General features: G+C 37.3%; 26 protein-coding genes and 1 pseudogene. 13 read left to right on the top strand and 14 right to left on the bottom strand.

The genetic code is table 11. The features are described 5' to 3' along the window. Positions 1 to 4 precede the first annotated feature (4 nt). Complete coding sequence (locus tag LVD15_RS22925; RefSeq protein WP_233777522.1) at positions 5 to 496, top strand: hypothetical protein; 492 nt, start codon at positions 5 to 7, stop codon at positions 494 to 496. Between the two features lie 49 nt (positions 497 to 545). On the opposite strand, the gene LVD15_RS22920 is transcribed toward LVD15_RS22925, so the two are convergent. From LVD15_RS22920 to LVD15_RS22910, 3 genes and pseudogenes are all read right to left on the bottom strand, one after another. After that, on the bottom strand, positions 546 to 1,856 hold the full coding sequence (locus LVD15_RS22920) for a TolC family protein (RefSeq protein ID WP_233777521.1): 1,311 nt from the start codon (positions 1,854 to 1,856) through the stop codon (positions 546 to 548). Next, a pseudogene (locus LVD15_RS22915) lies at positions 1,853 to 4,905 on the bottom strand (efflux RND transporter permease subunit). The gene LVD15_RS22920 and the pseudogene LVD15_RS22915 overlap by 4 nt, the downstream one beginning before the upstream one ends. Beyond that, complete coding sequence (locus LVD15_RS22910) at positions 4,902 to 5,984, bottom strand: efflux RND transporter periplasmic adaptor subunit (RefSeq protein ID WP_233777520.1); 1,083 nt, start codon at positions 5,982 to 5,984, stop codon at positions 4,902 to 4,904. Before LVD15_RS22910 ends, LVD15_RS22915 begins: the two are co-directional and overlap by 4 nt. Positions 5,985 to 6,566: 582 nt before the next feature. Between LVD15_RS22910 and LVD15_RS22905 the strand changes: the two genes are divergently transcribed. From LVD15_RS22905 to LVD15_RS22870, 8 genes are all read left to right on the top strand, one after another. Continuing rightward, positions 6,567 to 6,851: a hypothetical protein gene (locus LVD15_RS22905; protein ID WP_233777519.1), complete on the top strand. Its 285-nt coding sequence runs from the start codon at positions 6,567 to 6,569 to the stop codon at positions 6,849 to 6,851. Positions 6,852 to 6,901: 50 nt separating this feature from the next. Continuing rightward, positions 6,902 to 7,402, top strand: a complete 501-nt coding sequence (locus tag LVD15_RS22900) for a mismatch-specific DNA-glycosylase (RefSeq protein WP_233777518.1) — start codon at positions 6,902 to 6,904, stop codon at positions 7,400 to 7,402. A 142-nt stretch (positions 7,403 to 7,544) separates the two neighbouring features. Continuing rightward, a complete protein-coding gene (locus LVD15_RS22895; protein ID WP_233777517.1) occupies positions 7,545 to 8,750 on the top strand; it encodes a phospholipase D-like domain-containing protein in 1,206 nt (401 codons plus the stop codon). Further along, positions 8,653 to 9,570, top strand: coding sequence for a hypothetical protein (locus LVD15_RS22890; protein WP_233777516.1), 918 nt, complete (start codon positions 8,653 to 8,655; stop codon positions 9,568 to 9,570). The genes LVD15_RS22895 and LVD15_RS22890 overlap by 98 nt, the downstream gene beginning before the upstream one ends. Before the next feature lie 4 nt (positions 9,571 to 9,574). Continuing rightward, a complete protein-coding gene (locus LVD15_RS22885) occupies positions 9,575 to 10,576 on the top strand; it encodes a hypothetical protein (RefSeq protein WP_233777515.1) in 1,002 nt (333 codons plus the stop codon). A gap of 106 nt (positions 10,577 to 10,682) precedes the next feature. Beyond that, positions 10,683 to 11,273 carry a hypothetical protein gene (locus LVD15_RS22880; RefSeq protein WP_233777514.1) on the top strand — a complete coding sequence of 197 codons (591 nt, stop codon included), beginning with the start codon at positions 10,683 to 10,685 and terminating at the stop codon, positions 11,271 to 11,273. A gap of 61 nt (positions 11,274 to 11,334) precedes the next feature. Continuing rightward, positions 11,335 to 11,574 (top strand): hypothetical protein, encoded by a 240-nt coding sequence (locus LVD15_RS22875; protein ID WP_233777513.1) that lies wholly within the window; start codon positions 11,335 to 11,337, stop codon positions 11,572 to 11,574. 1 nt (position 11,575) lies between these two features. Beyond that, complete coding sequence (locus tag LVD15_RS22870) at positions 11,576 to 12,223, top strand: DnaJ domain-containing protein (protein WP_233777512.1); 648 nt, start codon at positions 11,576 to 11,578, stop codon at positions 12,221 to 12,223. Positions 12,224 to 12,254: 31 nt separating this feature from the next. On the opposite strand, the gene LVD15_RS22865 is transcribed toward LVD15_RS22870, so the two are convergent. From LVD15_RS22865 to LVD15_RS22825, 9 genes are all read right to left on the bottom strand, one after another. Then, positions 12,255 to 12,671, bottom strand: coding sequence for a DUF3761 domain-containing protein (locus LVD15_RS22865; RefSeq protein WP_233777511.1), 417 nt, complete (start codon positions 12,669 to 12,671; stop codon positions 12,255 to 12,257). A gap of 36 nt (positions 12,672 to 12,707) precedes the next feature. Further along, positions 12,708 to 13,034, bottom strand: a complete 327-nt coding sequence (locus LVD15_RS22860; RefSeq protein ID WP_233777510.1) for a hypothetical protein — start codon at positions 13,032 to 13,034, stop codon at positions 12,708 to 12,710. A gap of 85 nt (positions 13,035 to 13,119) precedes the next feature. Continuing rightward, positions 13,120 to 14,316 (bottom strand): hypothetical protein, encoded by a 1,197-nt coding sequence (locus LVD15_RS22855; protein WP_233777509.1) that lies wholly within the window; start codon positions 14,314 to 14,316, stop codon positions 13,120 to 13,122. 182 nt (positions 14,317 to 14,498) lie between these two features. Next, positions 14,499 to 14,915, bottom strand: coding sequence for a hypothetical protein (locus LVD15_RS22850; protein WP_233777508.1), 417 nt, complete (start codon positions 14,913 to 14,915; stop codon positions 14,499 to 14,501). Then, entirely contained in the window at positions 14,888 to 15,157 is a 270-nt protein-coding gene (locus LVD15_RS22845) for a hypothetical protein (protein ID WP_233777507.1), read from the bottom strand. The genes LVD15_RS22850 and LVD15_RS22845 overlap by 28 nt, the downstream gene beginning before the upstream one ends. A gap of 96 nt (positions 15,158 to 15,253) precedes the next feature. Further along, complete coding sequence (locus LVD15_RS22840) at positions 15,254 to 16,390, bottom strand: toll/interleukin-1 receptor domain-containing protein (protein ID WP_233777506.1); 1,137 nt, start codon at positions 16,388 to 16,390, stop codon at positions 15,254 to 15,256. Positions 16,391 to 16,478: 88 nt separating this feature from the next. After that, positions 16,479 to 17,201 (bottom strand): response regulator, encoded by a 723-nt coding sequence (locus LVD15_RS22835; protein ID WP_233777505.1) that lies wholly within the window; start codon positions 17,199 to 17,201, stop codon positions 16,479 to 16,481. Further along, positions 17,173 to 19,077, bottom strand: coding sequence for a histidine kinase dimerization/phosphoacceptor domain -containing protein (locus LVD15_RS22830; RefSeq protein WP_233777504.1), 1,905 nt, complete (start codon positions 19,075 to 19,077; stop codon positions 17,173 to 17,175). Before LVD15_RS22830 ends, LVD15_RS22835 begins: the two co-directional genes overlap by 29 nt. Before the next feature lie 74 nt (positions 19,078 to 19,151). Next, positions 19,152 to 19,343, bottom strand: a complete 192-nt coding sequence (locus LVD15_RS22825; RefSeq protein ID WP_202245152.1) for a hypothetical protein — start codon at positions 19,341 to 19,343, stop codon at positions 19,152 to 19,154. A gap of 366 nt (positions 19,344 to 19,709) precedes the next feature. Between LVD15_RS22825 and LVD15_RS22820 the strand changes: the two genes are divergently transcribed. Then, entirely contained in the window at positions 19,710 to 20,483 is a 774-nt protein-coding gene (locus tag LVD15_RS22820) for a hypothetical protein (RefSeq protein WP_233777503.1), read from the top strand. A 51-nt stretch (positions 20,484 to 20,534) separates the two neighbouring features. On the opposite strand, the gene LVD15_RS22815 is transcribed toward LVD15_RS22820, so the two are convergent. Then, on the bottom strand, positions 20,535 to 20,687 hold the full coding sequence (locus LVD15_RS22815) for a hypothetical protein (protein ID WP_233777502.1): 153 nt from the start codon (positions 20,685 to 20,687) through the stop codon (positions 20,535 to 20,537). A gap of 122 nt (positions 20,688 to 20,809) precedes the next feature. Here LVD15_RS22815 and LVD15_RS22810 point away from each other — a divergent pair, with 122 nt between their 5' ends. Continuing rightward, a complete protein-coding gene (locus LVD15_RS22810) occupies positions 20,810 to 21,424 on the top strand; it encodes a toxin-antitoxin system YwqK family antitoxin (protein WP_233777501.1) in 615 nt (204 codons plus the stop codon). Positions 21,425 to 21,797: 373 nt separating this feature from the next. Here LVD15_RS22810 and LVD15_RS22805 read toward each other — a convergent pair whose 3' ends face one another. Beyond that, positions 21,798 to 23,345 (bottom strand): GH3 family acyl-acid amido synthetase, encoded by a 1,548-nt coding sequence (locus LVD15_RS22805; protein WP_233777500.1) that lies wholly within the window; start codon positions 23,343 to 23,345, stop codon positions 21,798 to 21,800. A 159-nt stretch (positions 23,346 to 23,504) separates the two neighbouring features. Between LVD15_RS22805 and LVD15_RS22800 the strand changes: the two genes are divergently transcribed. Next, on the top strand, positions 23,505 to 24,707 hold the full coding sequence (locus LVD15_RS22800) for a BaiN/RdsA family NAD(P)/FAD-dependent oxidoreductase (protein ID WP_233777499.1): 1,203 nt from the start codon (positions 23,505 to 23,507) through the stop codon (positions 24,705 to 24,707). Positions 24,708 to 24,810: 103 nt separating this feature from the next. After that, on the top strand, positions 24,811 to 25,575 hold the full coding sequence (gene yaaA / locus LVD15_RS22795) for a peroxide stress protein YaaA (protein ID WP_233777498.1): 765 nt from the start codon (positions 24,811 to 24,813) through the stop codon (positions 25,573 to 25,575). Positions 25,576 to 25,632 lie beyond the last annotated feature (57 nt).

The raw sequence follows: 25,632 nt of genomic DNA, 5'->3' as shown, positions 1-25,632 counted from the left end.
TTAGATGATCTTCCTAAAACAGAAAACGCTCTCATTTGAACAGGCGCATTATGATCCCGTGGCAATGATGGAGGTCAGTTTAATAAGAAGGAAACCGTTTTCTCCAGATTTGCTGATTCATGATGAAATTTTAGACTCTAAAAAAAGGTGGGTAGGAAAAGTAGATAAGAAAAGAGGGAGTTTTTCGGTTAAGGCAATTACAAAAGGCAGATGGGGAAGCCATGTTTCAGTGGTTAAAGTGATTGGCATTAAGGAGCAGGAGGGAGCTAAACAAATAACCATCAGGCTGGTGTCCTCTTCCATGTTTATGCTCAGTTCACTTTTAGTTGCCCTTGTATTATATTTTTTTGTAGCGGAAATGACTAATGCTATCTATGGATTAATGGTCGCATTATTATCCGTTGCTGTTAATGCATTGCGTTTGTATAATGATCTTAAAAAGACGGAGAAACAGTTAGTAATGTTTATGAAGGAATTAGAGTACACTCATCAATAGAGTGTACTTCTGTTATGGAATTTAACTTTGGTTTTAAACCTTTATTTATCTATTCAACTAAAAGGCCGCTGAGATATTTCAGCTGTACTTCAGCTTGTTTAGCCGCAAAGGCAGCATTTTGATATCTGATTTCAGCATTAATCAAATTTATTTGTGATTCTCTGAGTTCCAATGCATTGGAAAGCCCTATGTTATAACGCTCTTGGGCTATATCATTATTTTCTTTGGCTACATCCAGGTTCTCTTCTTCTAGTGACAAGAGGTCGAGATTATTTTGATAATTGATATAAGTAGTTTTTACCGTGGTTTGAAAATCTAACAACTGATTTTGGTATTCGAACTTAGAGTTTTCATGCTGAATTTTAGCATTTTGAGTTTGTCGCCATACATTAAGGCCATTAAACAAAGTCCAGGAAGCGGTTACCCCATAGCTAACATCATTAGAGTTTCCGCTTAAAGCGAAACCAGATGGCGTTTCGAAACTGGAGTGTGTATACCCTGCAAAAAAATCTACCTGAGGCAGTAAATCTCCTTTGGCTAGCTTTTCATTATATAGCGCTATAGTCTGGTTTCTTTTTAATGTTAATAGCTGAGTGTTTTGTGCTTCCAGGTTGTCTAGTAACAAGGGCAATTGTAATGAAGTATCATTTGTTAGTTCGTAATTAAGGACAAAATCGATAGTGTCATTATCAACAGCCATAAGGCGGAGCAGTTCGAATTTTCTTACTGCCAACAGTTCTCTTTGTTGTACCAGAGATGATTTATCCGTATTTAAATCTACCTGAGCCTGTAAAAATTCCAGTTTAGAGGCTTTTCCCAGATCATATTTATCGTGAGCTATTTGTAGCCTTTCTTCTGAGAGCCCAACATTACTGGTAAACGACTGCAACCGCTCTTTCTCCTGAGCCGCTGAAAAGTACGCTGAAGTGATGTCATAAATCAACATTTCAATGCTGGCTTGCAAGCTTTCATTGCTCTGCTGATTAAGCTCGGCCAGCTGATCATAGCTGGTAAACATTTTAAGGCCATCAAAAACTGTCCAGTTGAGGGTAGCGCCGTAGGTTTGTCTTCTACTTTGCACATTATCGCCAGAGTTAAGGTCGCCAGTGGCACGCTGCTGCTCGAACCATTGATTACCATAAGACCTTTGGTAATCTGCTGTTACCGTAGGCAAGAAGCCGGCATTACCCCAGGTGTAGTTGTTTTCAGCTATTTCAGATTCATTACGCGCTATCTTGATGGAATAATTATTATCCAGCGCTATTTTTATAGCATCTTCCAGAGTAAGTAAATTATCCTGTGCCTGTGTTAAAAATGGTAAGCTGAGTACCATAAAAATAACTATATACAACTTTTTCATACTCGCGCTAATCTTTTCTGCTTGCTGGTGATGTAAGTATAAATGGCGGGGATCACAAATAAGGTGAGTAGGGTAGCGAAGACCATACCTCCAATTACTGCTATACCCATAGAAACTCTGCTCTCTGATCCTGCTCCTAAGGCCAGTGCAATAGGGAGAATGCCAAGAATGGTAGATAAACTAGTCATAAGAATAGGCCTAAAGCGAGCCTTGGCGGCGCCTATGATGGACTCTTGCATGGTTAGCTCTTGTGCCTTTCTTTGATTAGCAAATTCCACTATTAGGATACCGTTTTTAGTTACCAGACCAATGAGCATGATAATTCCTATCTGACTGAAGATGTTGAGTGACTGATCAAACAACCATAAAGAGCCCAGGGCTCCTGCCAAAGCAAGCGGTACGGTAAACATAATGATTAATGGATCTCTAAAGCTCTCAAACTGAGCAGAAAGCACCAGGTAAATCAGAATAAGGGCAAATCCGAAAGCAAAATAGAGGTTGCTGGCACTTTCCTGATACTCTAATGAGCTACCTGATAAAGAAGTGCTGTAAGAGCTATCCAATATTTCATCTGCTATGCGGTCCATCTCTTGAATACCTGCACCCAGACTATATCCTGGAGCTAAACTGGCAGAGAAAGTGGCTGAAGCAAAACGGTTATACCTGTACAATTGTGGTGGCGTACTCTGTTCTGTAAGTGTAACCAGGTTATCCATTTGTATGAGTTCACCATCATCACTTTTCACATAAATAGATTTAAGGTCTAAAGGATCATTTCTGTTATCTCTTTCTACTTGACCTATAATCTGATATTGCTTACCATCTTTCACAAAATAACCGAAGCGCTGACCGCTTAGTGAAAGCTGAAGCGTTTGAGCGATGTTACGGACAGAAACGCCCATATCTCTGGCTTTGTCTCTATCTATAGTTACGTTAAGCTCTGGTTTGTTAAACTTGAGATCTAAATCAATAAAGTCGAATACTTCACTTTGCTGTGCTCTTTCCTGAAAAGCGGGAAGCACCTTCTTTAGTTTTTCTACGGTAGTGGCCTGAACCACATATTGTACTGGCAGCCCTCCACGGCTATCCCCAATGGTTTGAGGTTGCGAAACGAAAGCTCGTGCTCTGGTGTTTTTAGCTATTTCTGGCTTTAATGCATCTACTATTTCTGTCTGGCTCCTTTTTCTCTCAGCGGCATCGCTTAGGTTTACGATCAGAAAGGCACTGTTAACAGCGGAGCTTCCCCAACCAGGAGAGGTGATAGAGATGATAGACTCAGACTCAGGCATTTCGTCCTGAGCTAGTTGTACCATTTGGTCTACATAGAAATCCATATATTCAAATGTAGCGCCTTCCGGGCCTGTAGCCATAATCCTAAAAGTACCTCTGTCTTCCATAGGAGCTAACTCCTGCGGCAGCACCTTAATGCATAGGTAAATGCCACCTGCAGAAGCCAGAATGATGATAAAGGCTATCCATCTGGCTTTCATAAATACTCTAAAGCATTACCATATTTGTTATTTAACCATACAAAAAATGGCTCTGTTTTATTGTAAATCCAGTTATGCTTCTCTCTCTTTTTCAGCATTTTAGAGGAAAGCATAGGCGTAAGCGTAAGGGCTACAAAACTGGAAATAACCACCGAGCCAGCTACCACCAGGCCAAACTCTCTAAATAAACGACCAGTAATTCCTTGAAGGAAAATAATAGGGAAGAATACAGCCGTTAGCGCTACTGTAGTGGCTATTACAGCGAAGAATATCTCATTGGTTCCCTCTTTACCGGCTTCATCAGGGTTCTTTCCCTGCTCTATTTTACTGTATATGTTCTCTAGAACCACAATGGCATCATCTACCACCAGCCCAATGGACAGCACTATACCCAGAAGGGTTAGTACGTTAATAGAAAAATCAAACAGGTACATCAGGAAGAAAGTACCAATAAGACTAATAGGCACTGTCACTACCGGAATAAAGGTGGTTCTCCAATCTCTCAGGAATATAAAAATGATCAATACTACTAAAATAAAGGCCATATAGATGGTTTCCTGCACCTCATTGATGGACTCTTCAATATATTCTGTATTGTCAAAACGAACGCCTACTTCAATATCTTCTGGCAGGTTACGCTTGATCTCCTCTAATCGTTTATAAAATGATTCTGCAATACTTAGGTTGTTAGTTCCTGGTTGTGGCACTATGGCAGTCATTACCATAGGAATACCGTTGTTTTTTAGTATGGTACGGTCATTTTCAGGGTAGAATTCCGCGTGGCCAACATCTCTGAATCTAATAAGGCCATATTCATCATTTCTTATGATCAGGTCATCATATTGTTCAGGCAAGTTAAGTCTGCCTAATGTTCTGATGGTGAGTTCAGTAGCATTACCTTCAATACGCCCAGATGGCAGTTCCAGATTTTGAGCTTCTACGGCATTGTAAACATCGAGAGGAGTTACGTCATAGGCTGCTAGTTTATCAGGATCCATCCAAAGTCTCATTGAGTATTTCCTTTCACCCCAAATACGAACTTCACTTACCCCTTCAATAGTCTGAAAATTCTCCTTAAATGTGTTCTGAGCTATTTCTGAGATTTCCAGCAGATTTCTTTTCTTGCTAAAAATCCTCAACGCAATGATAGGGGATGAGTTGGCATCGGCCTTAGATACAATGGGCGGATCAGCATCTTCCGGCAGGTTACGAATGGCCCGCGATACTTTGTCTCTCACATCGTTAGCCGCAGCTTCCAGGTCTGTATCCAGACTAAACTCTACTCTGATAGAACTACGACCTTCTGTAGAAGTGGAGCTTAGCGTTTTAATACCTTCAATACCGTTGATAGATTCTTCTAACGGTTCTGTAATTTGTGTTTCTATAACATCTGAGTTAGCACCAGAGTAGCTGGTGGAAACCGAGATAATAGGAGGGTCTACACTGGGGTATTCTCTTACTCCTAAAAAATTGAAACCTACTATACCAAAGAGAATGATAGTAATGGACATTACTATGGCTAGTACGGGTCTGTCTACACTTATGCTGGCTAAACTCATGGCTGGCTGTTGATTTCTATTGTAACCGGTAATCCTTGTTTTAGCTGTAGGGTGCCAGAAGTTAATACGGTGTCTCCCGCAGATAAGCCTTCTGTAACCTGAATATTGTCAGCAGTTCTAATGCCTGTCTGCACCTGACGAGATTCAGCCAAGCCGTTTTTATATACAAATACTTTTTTACCGTTAAGCTCTGGAATAATAGCTTCTGTAGGCACCATTAATGCACTTTCATAAGTGGAAAGGGTAACATTGATTTTGGCAAATTGGCCTGGTAGAAGTTTGTTGTCATCATTAGAGCATAGAGCTCTTATTCTCAGGCTTCTGGTCTGAGGGTCTATCTGTGGTTCTATAGCGTAGATTTCACCACTAAATGTTTCTTCATAAGAATCTGTAGTGAAAGTGATCTTGTCTCCGGAAGATACTTCAGAAATGTATTTGCCAGGAACAGAAAAATCAATTTTAATGGGATCAATGTTGTACAAATTAGCAATACGGTCATCAGGATTAAGATAACTACCCACACTAATTTCTCTAAGCCCGATGATGCCAGAGAAAGGCGCTCTTATATGATGCTTATTGAGTTGAGCTTCTCTTACTTTTATGTCTGCCAAAGTAGTATTTAAGGTAGTCATAGCAGTTTCATACTCTTCTTTACTTATGGCTTCTTTAGCCAGTAGTTTCTGCTGCCTGTCAGTGATGTCTTCATTAAGCTTTCTGGTGAATTTCAGCTTTTCTATTTCAGCCAGAATTTCATCATCATTAATGGTAAGTAGCAATTGCCCTTTTTTAACCTTTTGCCCTTCTTTGAAATGGATGCTTTCTACAATGCCAGAGACCTCAGATTTTAATTCTATTGACTCATTAGCCAATAAAGAACCCGTTGACCTTAAGGTGTTACTCAGAGCCCCTTGTTGGAGCACTAATGCTGAAACGGGCAGCTTTTTATCATTCTTCTCAGAACTATCAGCAGCAGGAGTGGCATTGTTTTCATTATCATTAAAAATTCTTGGGTAGAATATAAAGCCCAAGGCAGCTAGAATAATGACGGCGATAAGTATTTTTTTGACGTTAGCGTTCATACAACTATATTATATTACAAATAAAGTAGGAAAGCCATAGAACATCTTTACCGTTTGTAAAAATGTTTATTGTTAAGTGACTGTTTTACTTACACTGATTAATTGCTGAATGCTTTTACTAAAATCTAAATCAAGTTGAAGAAAAGAGACATGTCTGTACATGAATAGCAAAGGTATTTAAAGATCTGCTAGTTTTAAAAATCCGAAGGTTATATTTTATAGCTGCTAGATTACTTCGTCATATCTTCCTAATAATTATCAAACCGAGAATGGCTGTTGCTCCAACCGAGTCGGCCTGAGCTTGTCTAAGGGTAGAAGGTCAGAATTGACCTATTGTAACATGCCTACGTTGGGAAAGGGAAACAGGTTGTTCGGAAAGTTTAATTTATTAATACTTCCTGCTTCAGTTAATTTATAGTAATACCAACAATTAAAAGAAGATGATAAACATGATAAAACCTGGGCCAAAACCTAAAAAGGAAGATGGTACACCCGATAGAAGGAGAAGAGTAAATCCGGAAACTAAGCCTAAACATCCGGATTTGAAGCCTCATAAACATCAACCTGGAGATTGAGATTATTATGAAAACTATAGTTTGGATAATTTCACTTGTAGGTGCCTCTGCAGGAGGTTTGTTCTTGTATTCTGGTCTTGAAAGTGCAAAAAGTGCGCCTCAGGAAGCTAGTGTAGCTGCAATTGCTATGTGCATTACTATCATACCCTATTGTTTTGCCCGATCCATTTCAGCTCTTAATACTCAAGAAAATAGAGATGCGGAAATTCTTCATGAATTGAAGAATATAAGCGCCAAGATTTATCCTTTAACTGATGAAGAGAAGGCGAGGGTATTTGATGGATTGAAGTAGTTTAGAGCATTATTGAAATAGATCTTACTTTTACATTTTAATCTCCTACTATGTTTAAAGATGTTCTTACTCATAATCTAGATGTTGTTTTTTGCGGTACGGCTAAAGGTACAGCCTCATTTAAGAAAGGGTTTTATTATGCAGGCCCCGGTAACAAATTTTACGATATACTATACCAGGCAGGATTTACTAACCGCAAGTTAGAACCTAAGGACTGTTTTCAGATTAATCAATACAGGATAGGTTTAACCGATTTGGTGCATACCCAATATGTAAATGACAATGAGGTTTCTGATGATAGTTATGAGGTGGATAATTTCATTGACAAAATTTTAGCCTATCAACCTAAATATGTGGCCTTTAATAGTAAGAAAGGAGCCTCATTTGTTCTTGGCTATGGAGGAGTTACTAAGCATGTGAAGTATGGTTTGCAAGAGAAAACTATCGGGGAGTCCAAAATATTCGTGCTGCCTTCAACATCTGGCAGTGCCAGAAGGTACTGGGATGAAGAGTATTGGTTTCAATTGAAGCAACTTATTATAGATAAGTGAAGTGGCCATTTTTTGGAGATGTCATTAGTGTTACTTCAATAAATTATACCCTCCGGAAACCAAATCGCCTCGTTAGGAAACAAAAGTTCGTAATCTTCTCATTCGTAGGTTAATTGATTAAAAATAAACATCAATAAAGCCTATGGAATTCCCAACATTAACCCCGAAATGGAAAAGTAACGGTAAGCCTCAGACTGCTACAGGCAGTCGACAACATTCTTTACATGAAGGGGAGGAGATCTTTAAACTTATCTCATCTAAAATAGAGTCAGCCAACAAAAGTGTGTATGTTGCGGCCTCTTGGTTTACTGATCTTGATTTGTTTGATGCTCTGGAAAGAAGAGCTCAGCAAAACCCGCAATTAGTGATCAAAATAGTGTTAGATAACAATCAGAGTAATTATTATCTCCCCTTTAAAAAGCTGGTAGATATTGGTGCCGTTGTAAGAATGAAAAAGGTTAAATCATCTTACGGCAGTATGCATAGTAAATATTGCATAATAGATGAGGCCAGCCTTATTTCTGGCTCATACAACTGGAGTAAAAATGCCAGAAATAATAACGAAGAGAATATTATTTATACAGAAGATCCTCAGTTAGTTGCTCAGTACTCAGATAAGTTTAATCAGCTTTTGGAGAGTTCAGAAGATTTTGATCCGGATAACATCAATAAGGTGGAAGGTTATCATCCTGAAACCGCATCTGAAACTAATGATATAGATAAAAACATTCAGGATTATGAGGCCTTATTAGACAAGCTTATTTATGCACAAGTACATAGTTATGATGATTTGGAGCTTAGAGCCATGGGTAAAGAGCGTTGCCTTAACTGTTCTGGTTTTGCAGGTAATGTGCCTCAGGAGTTAGATAATGTTTATACTCATTTTCTGCGGGATATAAAGGTCTCTAATGAGAAAAAGGAGCTTATTAAGTCCAGTTTGTTTGAGCAGTTAGAAAGGTCTAAGGGTACCCTTGATCTAAAATCTCAAAATGAAATAGCGCTACTGGAAAAAGAAACTCGCCTGGCAAATGAGCAAATTGATAGAGAGATGACTGTTACTAAAAGTGAACTGGTAATAGTGGAAACAGAAATAGAAAACTTATCACAGGGAGATAAGTCTAAATTTACTGATGAAATAGCGGCTTATAATGGGAAAATAGATGAGCTGAAGCGCAATAGTTTTAGGCCTAAAATTGCCTGGTACTCTTTTATTCCTAACATACTATTTCTCATTCTTGTAGTGGCCTATTGTGTTATATTCTATTCTTCAGCTGCTTATATTCTTATTTTTTTCTCAGGAGGATGCCCGTATCGAAGGATTAACCGGAGGCACAATAACAGTTCCTGAAATATTTGATGGAGATGCCATAGTAAAGTCACAGGAAAGAGGCTGGGTGAGCGCCGCCTTTATATTGTTAGTTCCTGTTTTTATTATGGGGCTAATCTTTGTGCTCAATAAGATCGAAAATAAATGGGGACGTTATTCCTTGTTAGTACTCATGATGATTTTTGTAGATGGTTTTACTGCATATAAAGTAGCAGAATCCATTTATAATATTGAGTTTTTGAAGGGGGATCGGTCTGAGCCATGGGAAATAGGTATGGTTGTGCTGAATAGCAATTTTTATTTGGTATTTGTTTTCGGACTGTTAGCATTACTCACTTTTGAATTTCTGCTAGGTCACTTTATAAAGGTCCTAGATGATAGGAATAAGGATATTCAATATCTAAAAAGCATGAAGGAAATTGAAACCTCAAATAACAAGATAGTAGAGTTAAAGGAGCAGCTGGCGCAGGTAAATAGTGAGATTAATGATAGAAAGGCCGTTATCACTAATTACAAAGAAGACCTCTTGCAGGATGAAAAGGCCAAGCAAAGCAAAGAGGCTGAGAAGGAACGGTTACAGCATAATATTACTGAGCAATGCAACTATCAGAAATCTGTTTTTGAGAACGTCACTCATATAAGCATCACACGCATTGAAAATGAGAACTTTACTTTTTCTACCGTTTATATGCTGGAGAGGATAGCCATCTTTATGGGGGGCTGGACAGATGCACTTTTTGATCAGTTTTCAGTACACATAGCTGAAAGAAAATCCATAGAAGCCGATGCTCAGGTGATGCAATGGAGAACTCAAAATCTTAAGTCAACCAATAATCAGTAAAATAATGAGAAAGCTATTTATTATAAGCATAGTACCGTTTCTTATTCAGTGCTCAGCAGCATCTATTGATACAGAGAAGGAAAAGCCAATAATGCTATATGGTAATAATGTAGTGGTATTATCTGATTTGAGTAACCGGGTGATGAAGCCGAAAAGTGTGGCTGATACCACCATTATTTTTAATGTATTGAATGATTTAAAGCCATTGATTAAACGTTCCATGGAGCGAAATACCAGTGATTGTTTTAAATTTTATTCTGTTAATCAATATAGTATTGACAGGATAAAGAACCCTGCAATTGATTTTAAGTTTGATCTGGATATGTCAGAGTTTGAAAATCGGGAGAAGGACCGATCTGATTACCTGTTTGAAAGAACAGAAGGTAGAACTTATAGGAAAGATCTCGATAAAGTAAAATCATCTATTCAGGCAGTTTATGAATATAACCAGGGCAGTAAGTTGCTGCCTGCTGATGTCTGGTATTATCTGGATAAGGAGTTTGACAATACTGTAATTGATACTACTCATTTTGAGAAAATGGATCGTGCTCATATTTATGTGAAAAAGAAGCTTAATAAAATCATTTTGCTTACTGATGGCTACATAGAAGCCGGTAGATATGGCAATGATAAGACCATGGTAGATAAACAAAATCCTAACCGCACTAAATTTCTTAGCTCTAGTTTAATAGCCAGGTTCAGGCGGGAGTTTAACCGATCTGATTATCCTAGCATGGAGCAATTTTTTGAGGAATCAGGTTATGGACTTATTCCTTTAGATAATGAGCTGCTCAGTGAAGTGGAATTATTGGTGCTTGAAATGGATGATAGAAGCATAGTTAATGGAGTAACCACAGTCTCACCTACAGATAGGGAAGTTATAATGCTTTTCTGGAAAAAGTGGCTTACTGAGTCTGGATTAAAGCCAGAGAACCTGCATATGTATTCTACTTTCAAAGATCAGAAGGAAATGAAGCAGGTAGTAGATGACTTTTTAGGAATTTAATACTGGAAAACTGTGGGCTTCGGAAACGGAAACAGGGTGCAGGGAAATAAAGGTTGAATACAACGATTATAATGAGGTTTTTAGGGTAAATCAAAATTATAATACTATGGATATTTCATTGACTTCTTTTATAGACTTTGTGTTGAAGTCTGGTAGCCCTAAAATGACTTGTGCAAAAAAAATAAAAAATCAAATTGGCGAAGTTTATGATCCAATTAAGGATTATTATAAACGTTTTAGAGATGCAATTCAAGAACTTCACAAACATGGAAGGCCGAAAAACGACATATCAGAAATAATTGGAGAGTTGCCATCCTCTAAATTGGAAAATTATAAGAAGATGGAAGCTGGGTATAAAAGATTCATGGGTAATAAAAGGATATCTTGGTTTCCCCCTGAGAGAGAAAATTGGTTCCACGGGAATCTTAATATACCTATTAATCCGGAAGTCGGTTTGGAGTGGAACGGAGAAAAATATTTAGTTAAGTTATACTTAAAATCTGCTAAACCTTCTAAGGATAAGATATCTTGTGTTTTGGCATTGATGAGAATTACTATTCCTGAATCAGATTATTCTTTAGCTGTGTTAGATGTTAGAAATGGTAAGCTTTTTCTTTATGAAGAGAATATGTTACAACTGCTGCCATTAGTGGAGGGAGAGGCAGAGTCTTTAGAGTTTATACTGGGCAAGATATAACCTTAAATATTGAGCTATCTCATTTTCTACATTATTTATAAGACTTTATATAATTAGACGTATGGCAAATTGTTATCAATGTGGCAACAGTGGAGCCAATTACAGAAGAACCGTTAATACGGGATATTCTGTGGGTGGTTGGTATGGAAGACGATCGGGTGGTGCCTCTTCAAGGGCATACTATGGCTTAAGAACAGTATGTGAAGAATGTGCCGCACATGAAGATCTAAAATCAGTAAAGCGAAGAGTGCGGTTATATTTTATAATCGCCTTTATTCAATTGTTTTTCTTACTGAGATAAAATGAAAAATTACTATGACATTCTGGGGTTAGATACTTCCGCTAGTCAGGAAGAAATAAAAAATGCCTATCGAAAATTGTCATTAAAATTTCATCCTGATAAAAATGATAACGACTCCTTTTATGCCAGTATGTTCAAACAGGTACATGAGGCTTATACTACTTTAGGAGATCTTACCAAGAGGGCCATTTATGATGAAAACCTCAAGCAGCAGTCTGCAAAGAGGTTAAACTTTTCAACGTATGCACCAGATTCACCCAAATATCCGGTGCCAAAGGCTAAACGAAAAGAAGTGGACGTTTGGAAGCCCGTACGTAGATGGAGAAATATAAAACGAGGATTGCTCTGTGCTAATATTTTGATGGCTTTTCTGTTATTTATTTCTTCGGACATTATCTCCAATAATCAGCGTCAGGGCGTAGTAATAGCCAGAAAGGGAGTCAATGTAAGAGAAAGTCCAGCGTCTAATGCTCAGATATTGGTTACAATACCTAATAATAAAAAGGTGTTTATTATTGATGATCAAGGTCCTGAAGACTTTGTGTTAGGCCAACAAGGTCACTGGAAAAAGATTAAATATAAGAGTTATGAAGGGTGGGTATGGGGCGAGCTTATAGAAACTGATGAAAGAGAAAAAGCTTCACCTTAAGTGTAATCTTAAGGTGAAGTACAGATGAATTTTATTCTTGATTATTGGAGATTATATAATCTGTTTTTTCCTGTGTTTTCCAGCGAGATACACCTCCATGATGAGAGCAGGCACCACGGCCTGTAGCACTGCTGGAGCTTCCATCTCTGCAAATGGCTCCTACTCGATAAGTATATATATTTTTATGACAAGTGCCTTCGTTAATGTATTCGCTGGAAACATAGCCAGTGCTACCTCGAAACTCAATTTTCACCCAACCTGTTGTGAGGCTATCAGCCGCCAGGGTAATGTTATCACAATAAGAGAGCTCCCCAATAATGTCTGATTGCAAACTTTCATCACTTCTTAAATTCAGTGTTTCAGTGTTTACATAATAACTTTGGGCAGACAATGATTCGGCAAGAATCATAAAAATAGACAAGGCAAATAATTTAATGGTTGTTTTCATTGATTAAGTTAGGTTATAGTTTGAAATAGGATTGGTTCAATTGCACTTACAGCCAGTACCCACTATCCATTGACAGCATGGTCCGCCACATTCGCTCTTGGTTTTTCCTGAGCAGCCACAGTTAGCAGTATCAGGGCAGCTGGTAGAGCCTCCTTCTGAGCGTAGATGTTCGCATGCCTTACGGTCATTATCTGCATCAAGGTTTTTGAAGCATTCAGGGTCAGCATCAAATGCGGCTTGTGCTTGTTCTTGGGTGGTGTAATTGTCACAATTGCTATCAGGGCAAATGGGACTGGTTTCTGCGCTGCAGCTGCCTAATATGGAAAGCAGGATCATTATATGAAGTGCGATTACTTTTTTCATTCTTTTTTTTATGACAAGTAATAAGAATGATGTCTTAATCTATAATCACATTTCCCTTTGGCCCAATTGGGTTTCCCAATGAGGCCTATTGGTTTTCGGCCATCTCTAATTGAGTTTCTTTTACAATAGCCACTATCTCTATACTTACATTTATACCATGGCTAAAGTCTGGGTTATTTATGGCTAGATACATGGGAGTATTAATGAATTCTTTTACCTCTACTGTTCCTGATTTATAATTGACCCTTGAGCCAACGGGAAGGTATGAGAAGGCTTGGTCATTTTGTGAAAGAGATAGATTTTCATGGTCAATTAGATAAATATCACAATAATCAGATCCGGGTGGTTGATTAATCATGTTCAGGGCGAAAGATATACCTGGTTTAGAATTTAAGTATTTAGTTATTTCGGAAAGCAAATTGAAGTTTTTCAAGCTCTCATTGATCTTGTCTTTATCTCTTGTAGCACTGAAAGTATAGTACCACTTTACTGCGTTCTCTGGTATAGTAAAGGGTATAAAAACTTTTGATTTCCCATTTTTAAAAGCGGCATTTGATTCACTGTTGATATAGAAAGCTTGTGGTGATTGCACAGTAACAGCATTATAGTATTCTTTTGAGACAACTTTAGTATTGAACTGAACACTTTCCTTGGAGCTCGGTACACGAGTCACTTTCATTTTCATATTTCTGTTAAATGAGTGACTGGTTGCGAAACTTATTCCGTATATCCCCTTTTTATCAATATTGATTTTTTGATTGAGGTCCTGAAAATCATCTTTTGAAAACAGTATGTTGCCGTCCGGGTATGAAAAGACTTTGGTGGAGTTAGAGCCGTTTTTATTGCTCATTTTAAGGTTAATGATCAATTGGTCTCCGGCATCTAAAGCGTAATAGAAAACAGGCTTGTTATTAGAACCACTTTCAGCATCACTTAATAATATGCCTGGTATATCAAAGTTCAGCTCAGCAATAGGTATGGGCTGAATGGTTTCCTTTATGTCAAAATTGAATTTAAGTACTTTTTGACTTCCTGCATCTAAGCTTAAGATTTCATTTTTTTCTTCAGTGGGAGACTCTTTCGAAATAATCTGTAAATAATGCTCTCCTGAGACTGCATCAAACTTTTGTGGCTTGTTAGGAGAAAGCATGCCTATATTTGTGCCATCTATAAATACATCAGCATTTTTATTGGCTACTAGAATTAATGTAGCACTATCCTGACTGAAGCCTAGGTGATAATTCAACACCAGAGCTAGAAGTAATATTCGAAATCTCATCATCTTATTTTTTCTGTAAATAGGATGAAATATTGAATACTGACTAATTTTATTTCCCAATCACTTATTGTACTTTCCGAACAAGTAAAAATGAACAGACATTGAGTTATGATTGCACAGAATTACTTGTTGGAAAATACGTTTTTGCAACTAAATACTTAAAGTTGTGATGCTTAAGTTAAGGATTATAGCGCCTTAATGAGTTTGGCTCTTGTATGTTCTATCTGATTAACAATATGCCTTATTCCTTCTTGATTAATGCCTGAAGTGAAAAATATGATTTTAGTACTGGCAGAGCTCACTGTTATGCTATGCTTTCTTGAATTAAGGTAAATAACAAGAGTTAGCAGGGCTACAAAAAATAATGGAATACTTGCATCTGCATATTGCCCCATGGCGGCAATTCCTCCTGCACCACCACATAAAATGGCTATCAGTAAGTAGAAAGGTTTGCTTTTGTATCCCACTTCAATTCCGCTGATTTGATCAAGCATGAGAGAAGTGATTTTTTTTCTATATTGATATCTGATTCTGTGCGTAGTCAGAATAAGGTTACTAGATTCTGATCTGGTTACTATATTTTCAAAATTCCATAATTCCATTGTTCAAGTTCAGTTGAGTTAATACACATTTTACAAATAGTTCTCTTGGTTTTGGGGGAGGGTATGGACTTGCAGCAGTCCTGAATAGCTCTGATTATTTTTTCCCTTCTAATAGTGGAGTCTGCCGCTTGTATTTTAATAATCAGGTAGTTTACTTCCCAGGGAGTAGAGCATGAAAAATACATATAGTCCTTTTCTTTCTTTTGATTATAGTCTAGCCAATCCATCAGAATATCATCCATATTCATCCTAAATGTTTATTGTAAACCTAAGGCTTGGATCTATTGGGCAGAATTTATTTTTCCCAATGGGGATGATTAGTTTCCCAATGCATCGTTTTAATCTACACCGGAGAAAATCCATTGTCCGTTTTCCTTCTTAAATACATAGGTTTCATGTGGCTCCAAACCAGACAAGCTGGTCTGTCTCTTCTTTATCCAATTAGTATACTTTGAATAGGAGAGGTGTACCGAAAGGTATCTAATGTAATGATCATAGTCTACATTAACGGTATATGTATGCTCATCTCTTTGATAGTGGCTCACTATGGTGTATTCTATTGGAGTTTTATTAATAAATCTGTATTCCAGGTCAATGGCAGGAAGTTTCAAATTATTGTTAATTATAAACATATCTGCAGCGGAGAAACCATATTTATCATAGGGAGCCAGAGCTTCTAAATTTAGCTCTACAGCAGGCTCTACATATTTTTTGTAATTGAAATTATGGTATCCGGTAGTAAAGTAATATTCATTACGATACTGTGCTTTTAAACTCATGTAGTATTCGTAGTAATGAGTGATGTCAGATATCTGAGCCGTTTTTCCTTTTTTGGTATTTATAGTAGTTTGGTGGTTATTATTGATTTTTGCTTCCTGTAATTTAATCCGTTTTTCAATGGTCGATGCTATTACATTCTCCGGTGGCAGGTCTATATTGAGGTGATAATAAATAAACGAGGCCAATATCATGAGTACTAAGGGAATGCTGATAGTAAGACTTCTTTGCTGAATGTTTTTCTGAGCAATACTAAATGTACTGGGGGAAGTGCCTTTAGCGTCATTAATGGTCTTAACTATTATTCTCACTACATGATCTACCCCTTCGCTGCTGGGTATGCCGTAATTATTAGCCAGGGTAGCATCAAATTCTTTAACTTCATCTTCAGATACACCATGCCAAATGGGAAGCAGTTTCCTCACTTGGTTTTCCTTTGCCCAGAGTACATTATATTCTCTTCTTGGCCAGGATTTGGAGAAATAATTATGGCTTAGTATGAGTACCGCATGCCGGGATTTGCTCAGTCCATCTTTTATAGTTTCATTAACACCATGCCCCATAGATAGTTGATGTCCTGCATACCAAACACGAATGCCTGATTCTTTAAGTTTATGCACCAATTCGGTGACAATACTTATTTTGTCTTCAATGGCATAAGAAATGAAGACGTCATATTCATATGTATCTGTTGTCATAGCCTATCATTTGATAGGCGTAGTTAGCTTATAGGCTCTTTTTGATCAATTTTTATTTCCGTGTGACCCTGTTTGGTTTCCGAACCATTTATTTAACTACATTAATACGGTTAATTACCATTTCTCTGTATTGGCTGCTCATTTGAACGCTGTGTTGAGTACCCAAATTGATCATGTTGCCATTTATGCCTGTTATATGATTAATATTAATGACATAACTGCGCGAAACTTTGACAAAATCATCGCTTTCAAATTGATCGAAAACGGTTTTTAAGCTGTTGGAAAGGATATATTTTTTGTTCTCAGTAATGATATAACTATATGCTCGGTTAGCTTCTAAGTATAAGATGTCATTATAGTTGATCATAACTGCAGATTGATTATCAGTGCGAACGAGAATACGATCAGTTAGTCTGGATTGGATATTTGAATTTTTATGGGTAGCATTATAAAAGGCCAATTCTAAAGTGCGCAGCAGATCCCCCTCTTTAAAAGGTTTAGAGAGGTAACTAACGGGTCTGGTGGTTTTTGCTCTATCTACAGTTTCCTGATCAGTATGGTCTGAGAGGTAAATTACAGGAATTTGATATTTATTTTGAATGATATCAGCGGTTTCAATACCATCAAGATCACCTGCTAAATGAATATCCATTAAAATTAAATCTGGTTCTTCATTTTGTAGTACAAGTAGTGCTTCCTCTCCAGAATCTACAGTGTCGAGCACTATAAACTGATGATCTTCCAGCTTCATTTTTAAATCTTCAGCTATCAAAAGTTCATCTTCAACGATAAGTATTTTTATTCTTTCCATGAGGGGGTAAATTGAGGGTTAAAGTAAAAGATGTTTTGTTATTAGTTTCCCAGCAGATGCTGGCTTTTAGTTGTCTGCCTAAGGTCCTGATGATGTTTAAGCCCATTGAGTTTTTGGAGATACTTTCCGATTGAAAACCAGGACCGTTATCTGATATATTTAAAGTGAGTAGCGCATTTTCTTCACTTATTACAATTTCAAGGTATGGTTTACCTGAAGCAGGGAAGGCATATTTTAATGAATTACTCACTAACTCATTCACAATTAGACCCAGAGGAATGACCTTGTCTACATCTAGGTTGAGAGGTTCTATGCTTGTTTTAATAGTAGCATTGTCATTATTGTACCCATAGCTTGCCGCTAATTCATCCACTAAATCAGTAATATATTCATTTATATTCACTAACCTACTGCCTGTTTTTCTATACAGTTTTTGATGAATAATAGCCATAGCATTTACTCTGTTTTCTCCACTTTTTACGGCTTCAAGAGCATTTTCATCTCTAATGGCTCTTGATTGTAAACTAAATATACTAGATAAAAGCTGAAGATTATTCTTTACTCTATGGTGAAGTTCTTGCATCAAGGTTTCTACTGCCTGTTTCGCTGCTTTTTCCTTATTCCACCTTGTATAAATTAGTAAACCTATTATCAATAGTAGGAAGGTGATTAATACTAAAGTGAAAATCCAGATTTGACGTATTTCAAGTTGGGCTTCTTGTACCTTTTGCTTTTCTTCCAGTAATGCTATCTCCCTAATTTTCTTTTCCGTTTCATATTTGATTTGCATCTCTATCAGAGACTCAATCTTTTCCTGATTGAGTAAACTATCTTTTACCACCATTAAGCTTTTAGATGTTGAAAGGGCTTCTGACTGAAGGTTCATAGCTTCATAAGCTAATAAGAGGTTTTCTAAATTATCTTTTAACTCTTCTAGAAGTTTAAGATTCTTTAATTCTTCATTGGCTTGTAGTAAATACTTAAGGCCTATTTTTGGCATGTTGTTAAGCACATATAGCCGCCCCAGATTATTCAATGTAATGGAGGTGCCAGTTTTATCATTCGCTTCTTTTCTCCAGTGCAATGCTTGAGTAAGGTGGTGATGCGCCGAATCATAATTGTCAATTTCCAGATATAGTGATCCTAAATTATTCATAGCTACTCCCAAACCGAGATAATCATTAGTATGTCTCTTTATTACCAATGATTTTTTGTAATAAACTAAGGTGCTGTCATATAGCCCTATTTTTTTAAATAGAATGCCTAAATTATTATAAGTCGCTGATATTTGACGAGGTATATTTAATGATTTCCGTAGCTTCAAGGCCAGATGGTGATAATTTAATGCCTTATAATAGTCACCTTGTTTTGAATATATGGAAGCTATGGTATTATAACATGATGCTAAATTTCTTAAGTCATTAGTCTGTTCAAAAAAAAGGGTTGCTTCTAGTAGATTTTCTAAAGCTCTATCATATACGCCTAATTCATTATAAACTTTACCCAAATTGGCACTCATGAGGGCCAGGTTAATAGTATCTTTTATCTGTAGGTATATTTCTTTGGCTTTTTGATAATAAAACATACTGCTGTCAATTTGAGAGGAGTAATGAGCAGTACCCAAATTGGAGTAAATGAAGGCCTTTTGATCAGGAATATCTATTAGTTCTGAGTGAATAGCTAAGTACAGATATACTTTGGCACTATCATATTTTCTTAGAAGGTTATAGTTGTAAGCTACCTGGTTATACCAGTAGCTTTTAACTACAGGAGATGATTGCACAGAGTCCTTATATTGCAATAATAAGCTATGGTTATTGCTTTGTGCAAAAAGTGTATTGCTCACTAAAAGCAAGAAGAAAAGCCAACGTATCATCACCAGAAATTTATAATAAATATCTTATTAATAAAAGAAAAAGCCACCCAATATCAATGGATGGCTTTCTAAATCTACACTATTAATAGGGAATCGATTGGCGTCACATTATTACTTGAAGGCGGCGGTGGAGGTGGTACAACAATAGGGTCATCTTCTTCTTCATCACCTCCTCCTCTTAAAGGATTAACGCTTTCTTCATTACAAGCAAATATCAACGAACTGAACAGCAGGGCTGTGAGGGAAAAATATCTAAACTTTTTCATTTTTTTTTAATTCAATTGTTAGTAATGGGCTGCGGTGGACGGAAAAGGACACAGTGATTACGTACTCAAGACTAGGCCTAGTCAGAGGATTGAATTCAGTGACGATTTCCGTTGAAGGCAGCCGTTTAAACTGTGGGAGGTGGCCCTGCAAACTGAGAACTGTGAGGATAGTATTCCCACGTTCAATCCTGCTACAGCCTCAGCAGCAGGGCCGGTGAAGCAGCTTCGCGAAAACTGCCTCGGTGTGATTAATCAATCATTACAATACAAAGATGAGAAAATGAAAAGGGGTAAGTGTAATGCTGTTGTACGTCTGTTTACGGTCGTTTTACTTTTAATTACGGTTGCTTTTCGTTTATTTGGATTATGGCTAATAATTATAATGTTGGACAAATTAAAACGCTGTTAATTGATTTGACTGCTAAATATGGCTTACTGGCAGATCATCATGGGTTGAGTAGCGTTTGGTATGACTGTGGTCTGAATATAGGAGAGCGCTACCTGTATGAAGTTTGGCAAAAGTGTGAAAAAAGTGAGAGTGAAGAGATAAGTTTAGCACAGCATAATATTGAATTACTTGTTAATCATTTGGGCTACAATAACTTTGATCATTTCGTATCCAGTAAATCTCCAGACATTCATGAGTCTTTGCTGGCTATGGAAGGTAAATATTATTCTTATTTGAGAATGAATAATAAGCAGCAGGGTTATATTCTCCAGTCGCCAGTGGAGATAAATCATAATGTTATAGAAAAAAGAATGGCCTTTTTGCTAAATGGCCCTAAAAGACAATATACGGGTGAGTTATCTTTTGCCGAAGGAGCTATGACAGCACTAATTCGTGGAGATGGAGGTAAAATGTTTTTTCACATTTATAAATTAGGCAAGACTACGGCTCCTGATGTTATTCAAGGTACTTTTGCCGGTACGTCTATGGGAAATGATCCTATTGCGGGTAGATGTGTACTCGTAAAACAGTCAGGAGATGACGAGTTGAGCAATTTAAAGTTTAGCATTGCTGACCTCAATAACTCTTCTGAGGAGAATTATAAAGCTCTCGCTAGATATTTTAAAGATTTTGAAGACAATAATATAAGTATTAATCATCCTACTAGTTATGGTATTGAGGACTTGTATTAGTTGGTCAGTAGCTGACTGAATTGCTCAAACAACTGGTTATTGCCAACGCAACTAAGCGTAGTTAAGCCATCTCGAACTTTCTTTCACTGTCCAGAGTTGCTTGCTTTCCACAGCCCCAGATTGCTTCGTCATATCTTCCTCGTAATTACCAGGTAGGGAGGTCGCTACTTGATAATGTGCTGGAGGCAGAGTGTTATTAGACATTTCCTGATAGGTCACTTTATTTAGAAAGTAATTATTTATCTATATTTAAAACTCAGGTTTCTTTTTGAGGCATAAGCCTTTATACAAGCTTAGAATAGCTAATTTATTTTACTGACTGTTTTATGAATTTACGTGTAATAATAGTAATACTTTTTATTCTAGGGTGCTCAAAAGATAATTCAAGGAATGAAAAAACTGCTGTCTTAAAAAATGAAAGATACAATGGTAATTCAATATCCTATTATTCTAACGGGCAAATCAAATCCATTGAGCCATATAGTGATGGTATGATTAATGGAGTTGTAAAAATGTATGATAGTCTTGGGAATTTGCGTTCTGAATTTCAGGTTTCACATAACAAGAGAAATGGTACTTACCGAGGATATTATCCTGACGGAAGTATATATGCAGAGGAACAATATGTGGATGATAAACTAAATAGTTATGGTGTTGAATATTATAATGATGGAAAAATACATCGAAAATATTTACTGTATTTTGATAGTTTAGTTTATTATAAAGGGTATGATACAATGGGGTATGTTTATGATGCTTTTTTACCTATTAGTGTAGAAAATATTGATAAGAATAAGTATGAAATAGAGTTACTTCATACTGAATTAGATTCTGCAAGAATTGGCGTTATTATCGGCCATTTAGATAGCAGAAATCACCTTACTGATACTTTACAGGTTTTCGGAAGTAAGGATTTGAAATTAGAATTGGAGCAGAGCTAGATCCTTTGACAGGAGTATTATATGAAATAGAAATGCCGAGTGAGAATATTATGGGTGAATTTTACTTTAAGTCAGAATAGGCTTGTCTTTTGAGAATAAGCCTATTTTTTGCGACTTTCTACAACCAGAGGACTTCTTAATAATCCGTTTCACTCTATCCTAAATATATTACTTGGCAAATTAGGTGTAAATGTCTCATCTAAAAGTTTAATGTTTCGGGAGCTGTTGTGATTATTAATTAGATGAATTTTCGGCGTTTATTATAATAAACTTGACGATTGAAAATAGAGTAGTTAAGCCATCTCGAACTTTCTTCTCCTTCCAGCCTGCTTGCTTTCCATTGCTTCGAGATCACCTAACTTACCTTATTAATCTACACCCGTGAAACGGACATTTGTTTCTCTTTTACGAAGCTTTCCCATTCTGCAAACTCGTCTTCTTTCATTACTCGGGGCATTTTCACTTGTCCGCCTTTTTTCTTTTTTGCTTCGCTCCAGGCATGAAAAATTTCAGGAGATATCACTTCCACTTTAACACCCGTTAAGGCTTTACTTCTGGCTACGCCATAATTTTTGTTTCTACTTTTAAGCTCCTCATCAATTGACTGGGCCAGGGTTTCATTGCTTTGATTATGGTCAGAACCCAGGTACCACTTATGGATGTAATCACCGTTTTCACGCACGGCAGCTACGGTAAACTCCTGAATGGTCATGTTATATTTTTCTTCTATGCCGCTAATGGCTGCATTCATTTTATCGACAGATAGCTGTGAACCAACCACATTAAGGAAATGCTTGGTACGACCGGTAATCACTATTTCTTGTCTGCTTTTATCAGTGAACTTAATGGTGTCACCAATAAGATATCTCCATGTACCTGCTACAGTAGAAATCACTAATGCATAATCTGTTTCTTCTTCTACATCATCTAAGGTTACGGTAGGGGCATCTGGCTTTACTTCACCGTTTTCATCAAGATATTGCGGTTTAAAGGGAACGAACTCAAAGTAAATACCATTTCCTGTTACTAACTGCATGGCCATACTGTCAGTTTGAGGCCTGGTTTGTAAGGCTATAAAACCTTCAGAGGCCAGGTAGGTGTCTATGTAAACCATGGGTTTACCCATTTGCTGATCAAAATTCTTTCTGTAAGGCTCAAAAGCCACCCCGCCAGAGGTATAAGCAGCTAGGTTAGGCCAGATCTCATGGATATTGTCTAAGTGGTTATATTCAATCACTTTTTTAAGCATGAGATCAATCCAAGAGGGTATGCCTGAAATGGCTCCAATATCCCAATTACTGGCATTTTCAGCAATTTTCTGCACCCTTTCATCCCAGTCTTCAATCTTAGAAATCTGATCTCCTGGTTTATAATATCCTTTAAACCAAAAAGGAATATTGCTAGCACTGATACCACTGATTTCTCCTTCAGCAAATTCACCATTTATATTCAGGTCGGTGCTGCTGCCCAGCATCATAATTTCCTTTTCATAAAACTCTGCAGGCATGTCAAAATGGGCCATACTGGTAATTTGCATAATTGCCGCTTTTCTTATCGACTCTAGCATTTCATCGGTTACAGGTATACGTTTGCTGTGGCTACCGGTGGTTCCTGAGCTCAGCGCCAGATAGTTAGGTTTGCCTGGCCAGGTAATATTTTCTTCACCTTCTTGTATTTTATGCCACCATTCGTCATGAATTTTCTTGTAGTTATGAAGAGGAATGCGTTCAGCGTAAGCTTTCTCTATATCATCACTTGTAAGTACTTCTTCGAAATTATAGTGTTTGCCAAAGGCTGTATCCTTGGCTGTTTCTAATAACTTTTTAAGTGTTTGGTGTTGCGCTTCCGCATCAGGATAGTCATTGGTGAACTTATCTCTTAAATCAATTGCCGTTTTAATCAGATTTCCTAGTACCGCCATTAGTGTTTATATATGGTTTTCAGAGGAGATTAAGCTAAAATAATGCCTTTGTATCATCTTAGCCTATCTGTGGGTAGAAGCAGACCTTTCATTTCCTCGTTGGTATAATATTTCCCCAAAATGTGGTTATTTTGCAACTTTTATAAGGAAAGAATAAATATGAAGATAGCAGTAATAGGTGGTGGAGCAGCAGGCTTTTTTGCGGCCATTTCGTGTAAGCAGCATCACCCTGAGGCAGATGTTACTATTTATGAAAAAACCACTAAAGTGCTTTCTAAAGTGAAGATTTCAGGTGGTGGAAGGTGTAATGTTACGCATGCTTGCTATAATAATGCTGCACTATCTAAATATTACCCAAGAGGGGAAAAATTTTTAAAAAAGGCCTTTAGTCAATTTGCCGTAGAGGATACTGTGAACTGGTATGAAAGCCAGGGTGTAAGTCTAAAAACGGAAGCAGATAATCGCATGTTTCCAGACTCCGATGATTCTCAAACTATTGTAGATTGTTTGCTTACTGAGGCGCGAAAGCTAGGAGTGAAGGTCAATTTGAAATGTGGAGTAAATGATATTGAACAAGTAAATTCCATCTTTCAATTGCAAACAGAAGGTGCTGTTTATGAGGTGGATAAAGTGATAGTTACTATAGGAGGAACGCCAAAGCAGACTATGCTTTCATGGATTGAAAAACTAGGACATAGTATTCAGCCTCCGGTTCCGTCATTGTTTACTTTTAATATGCCTAATGATCCTATTCGTGAGCTCATGGGGCTTTCTGTAGAGCACGCTGCGGTGAAGGTGCAGGGCAGCAAGCTAAAATCAGAAGGACCATTGCTTATTACCCATTGGGGAATGAGTGGCCCTGCAGTATTAAAGCTTTCAGCCTTCGGGGCAAGAATACTGGCTGATCTTGGCTATGATTTTAAAATTCAAGTCAACTGGGTTAATGAAGCCGAAAGTATACTTAGGACTACAATTGCCGATTTTCAACAAGCGCATACTAAGAAGAAAATGCTTAATGGACATCCTTTTGAAATTCCATCCAGATTGTGGGAGTTTCTGATTAATAAAATCGGACTTAGAAATGATATTCTTTGGGGTGAGTTAGGCAATAAGGGTATCAATAAGCTGGTGAATGTACTGATCAATGATATATATGAAGTGAAAGGTAAGACCACTTTTAAAGAGGAGTTTGTTACTTGCGGGGGTGTTAGCCTTTCGGAAATTGACGTGAAAACCATGCAGAGCCGTGTGGTAGAAGGAATGTACTTTGCCGGAGAGGTGATGGATATTGATGGCGTTACAGGCGGTTTTAACTTTCAGGCAGCCTGGACTACCGGTTATATTGCCGGCAAGCTTGGTTAAAAGTTCTTCATAGATCCTATCTTTGGCGCCATAGATAAGTACTATATGATCTCATTGCACAGCAGTGGTGCTTATCATAGTTTTACAGAAAAAATATAGATTAATGATAGCAATAGTTTCTCCAGCTAAGACTTTAGATTTCGAAACACCTTATTCTACAAAAAAGACATTGCCAAGATTTCAGAAAGAAGCCCTTGAGCTTATTGAGGTTTTGAAGCAAAAATCAGAGCAAGACATTGAAAAGTTGATGAGTATAAGTGAAAAGCTGGCTACTTTAAATGTAGAACGTTATCATAATTTTACTCAGAAGAAAGATCCCAAACATGCTAAGCCTGCTATGCTTGCTTTTCAGGGAGACGTTTATCAAGGGTTAGAAGCTGAATCATTCTCAGAAAAGGAGGTTGATTTTGCTCAGGATCATTTCCGTATTTTATCTGGCCTATATGGACTCTTGCGCCCTTTAGATTTAATACAGCCCTACCGATTGGAAATGGGAACAAGCCTGAAGGTAGGAGAGGCCGCTAATTTATATGAATTTTGGGGTGATACCATTTCTAAGACTTTAAATAAGGATTTGAAAGCCCAAGGAGATGATGTTTTGATTAATCTGGCTTCTCAGGAGTATTTTAAGTCTGTTAATTTAAAAGCCCTTAAGGGAAAAGTGATTGATGTTGAGTTCAAAGACTTCAAGAACGATAAGTATAAAATCATTTCCTTTTATGCTAAAAAGGCTCGTGGAATGATGGCCAGATATATGATCAAAAATGCCCTTACCAGCGTAGATGAGCTAAAAGGTTTTGATTATGATGGGTATTGGTACGATGAGAAGGATTCTACTGAAAACATGCTAGCATTTAAGCGGAAATAAGCTACATGTAGAGGTTGTTGTTATACCTATGTAGGCGATATAGCAGTATACCTAAAG

Origin of the sequence: Fulvivirga maritima, from assembly GCF_021389955.1 — a bacterium.
Taxonomy (GTDB): Bacteria; Bacteroidota; Bacteroidia; order Cytophagales; family Cyclobacteriaceae; genus Fulvivirga; species Fulvivirga maritima.
Note: the sequence above shows the minus strand (reverse complement) of the source record. Positions and strands in the feature narration are given on the sequence as shown.

What these genes read in the sequence shown, in the direction of transcription:
- LVD15_RS22825 (WP_202245152.1), bottom strand. Translation starts at nt 19,343, where the DNA reads ATGAAAAAGTTTAGATATTTTTCCCTCACAGCCCTGCTGTTCAGTTCG.
- LVD15_RS22925 (WP_233777522.1), top strand. Translation starts at nt 5, where the DNA reads ATGATCTTCCTAAAACAGAAAACGCTCTCATTTGAACAGGCGCATTAT.
- LVD15_RS22830 (WP_233777504.1), bottom strand. Translation starts at nt 19,077, where the DNA reads ATGATACGTTGGCTTTTCTTCTTGCTTTTAGTGAGCAATACACTTTTT.
- LVD15_RS22805 (WP_233777500.1), bottom strand. Translation starts at nt 23,345, where the DNA reads ATGGCGGTACTAGGAAATCTGATTAAAACGGCAATTGATTTAAGAGAT.
- LVD15_RS22880 (WP_233777514.1), top strand. Translation starts at nt 10,683, where the DNA reads ATGGATATTTCATTGACTTCTTTTATAGACTTTGTGTTGAAGTCTGGT.
- LVD15_RS22895 (WP_233777517.1), top strand. Translation starts at nt 7,545, where the DNA reads ATGGAATTCCCAACATTAACCCCGAAATGGAAAAGTAACGGTAAGCCT.
- LVD15_RS22810 (WP_233777501.1), top strand. Translation starts at nt 20,810, where the DNA reads ATGAATTTACGTGTAATAATAGTAATACTTTTTATTCTAGGGTGCTCA.
- LVD15_RS22860 (WP_233777510.1), bottom strand. Translation starts at nt 13,034, where the DNA reads ATGAAAAAAGTAATCGCACTTCATATAATGATCCTGCTTTCCATATTA.
- LVD15_RS22835 (WP_233777505.1), bottom strand. Translation starts at nt 17,201, where the DNA reads ATGGAAAGAATAAAAATACTTATCGTTGAAGATGAACTTTTGATAGCT.
- LVD15_RS22870 (WP_233777512.1), top strand. Translation starts at nt 11,576, where the DNA reads ATGAAAAATTACTATGACATTCTGGGGTTAGATACTTCCGCTAGTCAG.
- LVD15_RS22815 (WP_233777502.1), bottom strand. Translation starts at nt 20,687, where the DNA reads ATGTCTAATAACACTCTGCCTCCAGCACATTATCAAGTAGCGACCTCC.
- LVD15_RS22855 (WP_233777509.1), bottom strand. Translation starts at nt 14,316, where the DNA reads ATGATGAGATTTCGAATATTACTTCTAGCTCTGGTGTTGAATTATCAC.
- LVD15_RS22845 (WP_233777507.1), bottom strand. Translation starts at nt 15,157, where the DNA reads ATGGATGATATTCTGATGGATTGGCTAGACTATAATCAAAAGAAAGAA.
- LVD15_RS22865 (WP_233777511.1), bottom strand. Translation starts at nt 12,671, where the DNA reads ATGAAAACAACCATTAAATTATTTGCCTTGTCTATTTTTATGATTCTT.
- LVD15_RS22900 (WP_233777518.1), top strand. Translation starts at nt 6,902, where the DNA reads ATGTTTAAAGATGTTCTTACTCATAATCTAGATGTTGTTTTTTGCGGT.
- LVD15_RS22875 (WP_233777513.1), top strand. Translation starts at nt 11,335, where the DNA reads ATGGCAAATTGTTATCAATGTGGCAACAGTGGAGCCAATTACAGAAGA.
- LVD15_RS22910 (WP_233777520.1), bottom strand. Translation starts at nt 5,984, where the DNA reads ATGAACGCTAACGTCAAAAAAATACTTATCGCCGTCATTATTCTAGCT.
- LVD15_RS22920 (WP_233777521.1), bottom strand. Translation starts at nt 1,856, where the DNA reads ATGAAAAAGTTGTATATAGTTATTTTTATGGTACTCAGCTTACCATTT.
- yaaA (WP_233777498.1), top strand. Translation starts at nt 24,811, where the DNA reads ATGATAGCAATAGTTTCTCCAGCTAAGACTTTAGATTTCGAAACACCT.
- LVD15_RS22850 (WP_233777508.1), bottom strand. Translation starts at nt 14,915, where the DNA reads ATGGAATTATGGAATTTTGAAAATATAGTAACCAGATCAGAATCTAGT.
- LVD15_RS22840 (WP_233777506.1), bottom strand. Translation starts at nt 16,390, where the DNA reads ATGACAACAGATACATATGAATATGACGTCTTCATTTCTTATGCCATT.
- LVD15_RS22905 (WP_233777519.1), top strand. Translation starts at nt 6,567, where the DNA reads ATGAAAACTATAGTTTGGATAATTTCACTTGTAGGTGCCTCTGCAGGA.
- LVD15_RS22885 (WP_233777515.1), top strand. Translation starts at nt 9,575, where the DNA reads ATGAGAAAGCTATTTATTATAAGCATAGTACCGTTTCTTATTCAGTGC.
- LVD15_RS22800 (WP_233777499.1), top strand. Translation starts at nt 23,505, where the DNA reads ATGAAGATAGCAGTAATAGGTGGTGGAGCAGCAGGCTTTTTTGCGGCC.
- LVD15_RS22820 (WP_233777503.1), top strand. Translation starts at nt 19,710, where the DNA reads ATGGCTAATAATTATAATGTTGGACAAATTAAAACGCTGTTAATTGAT.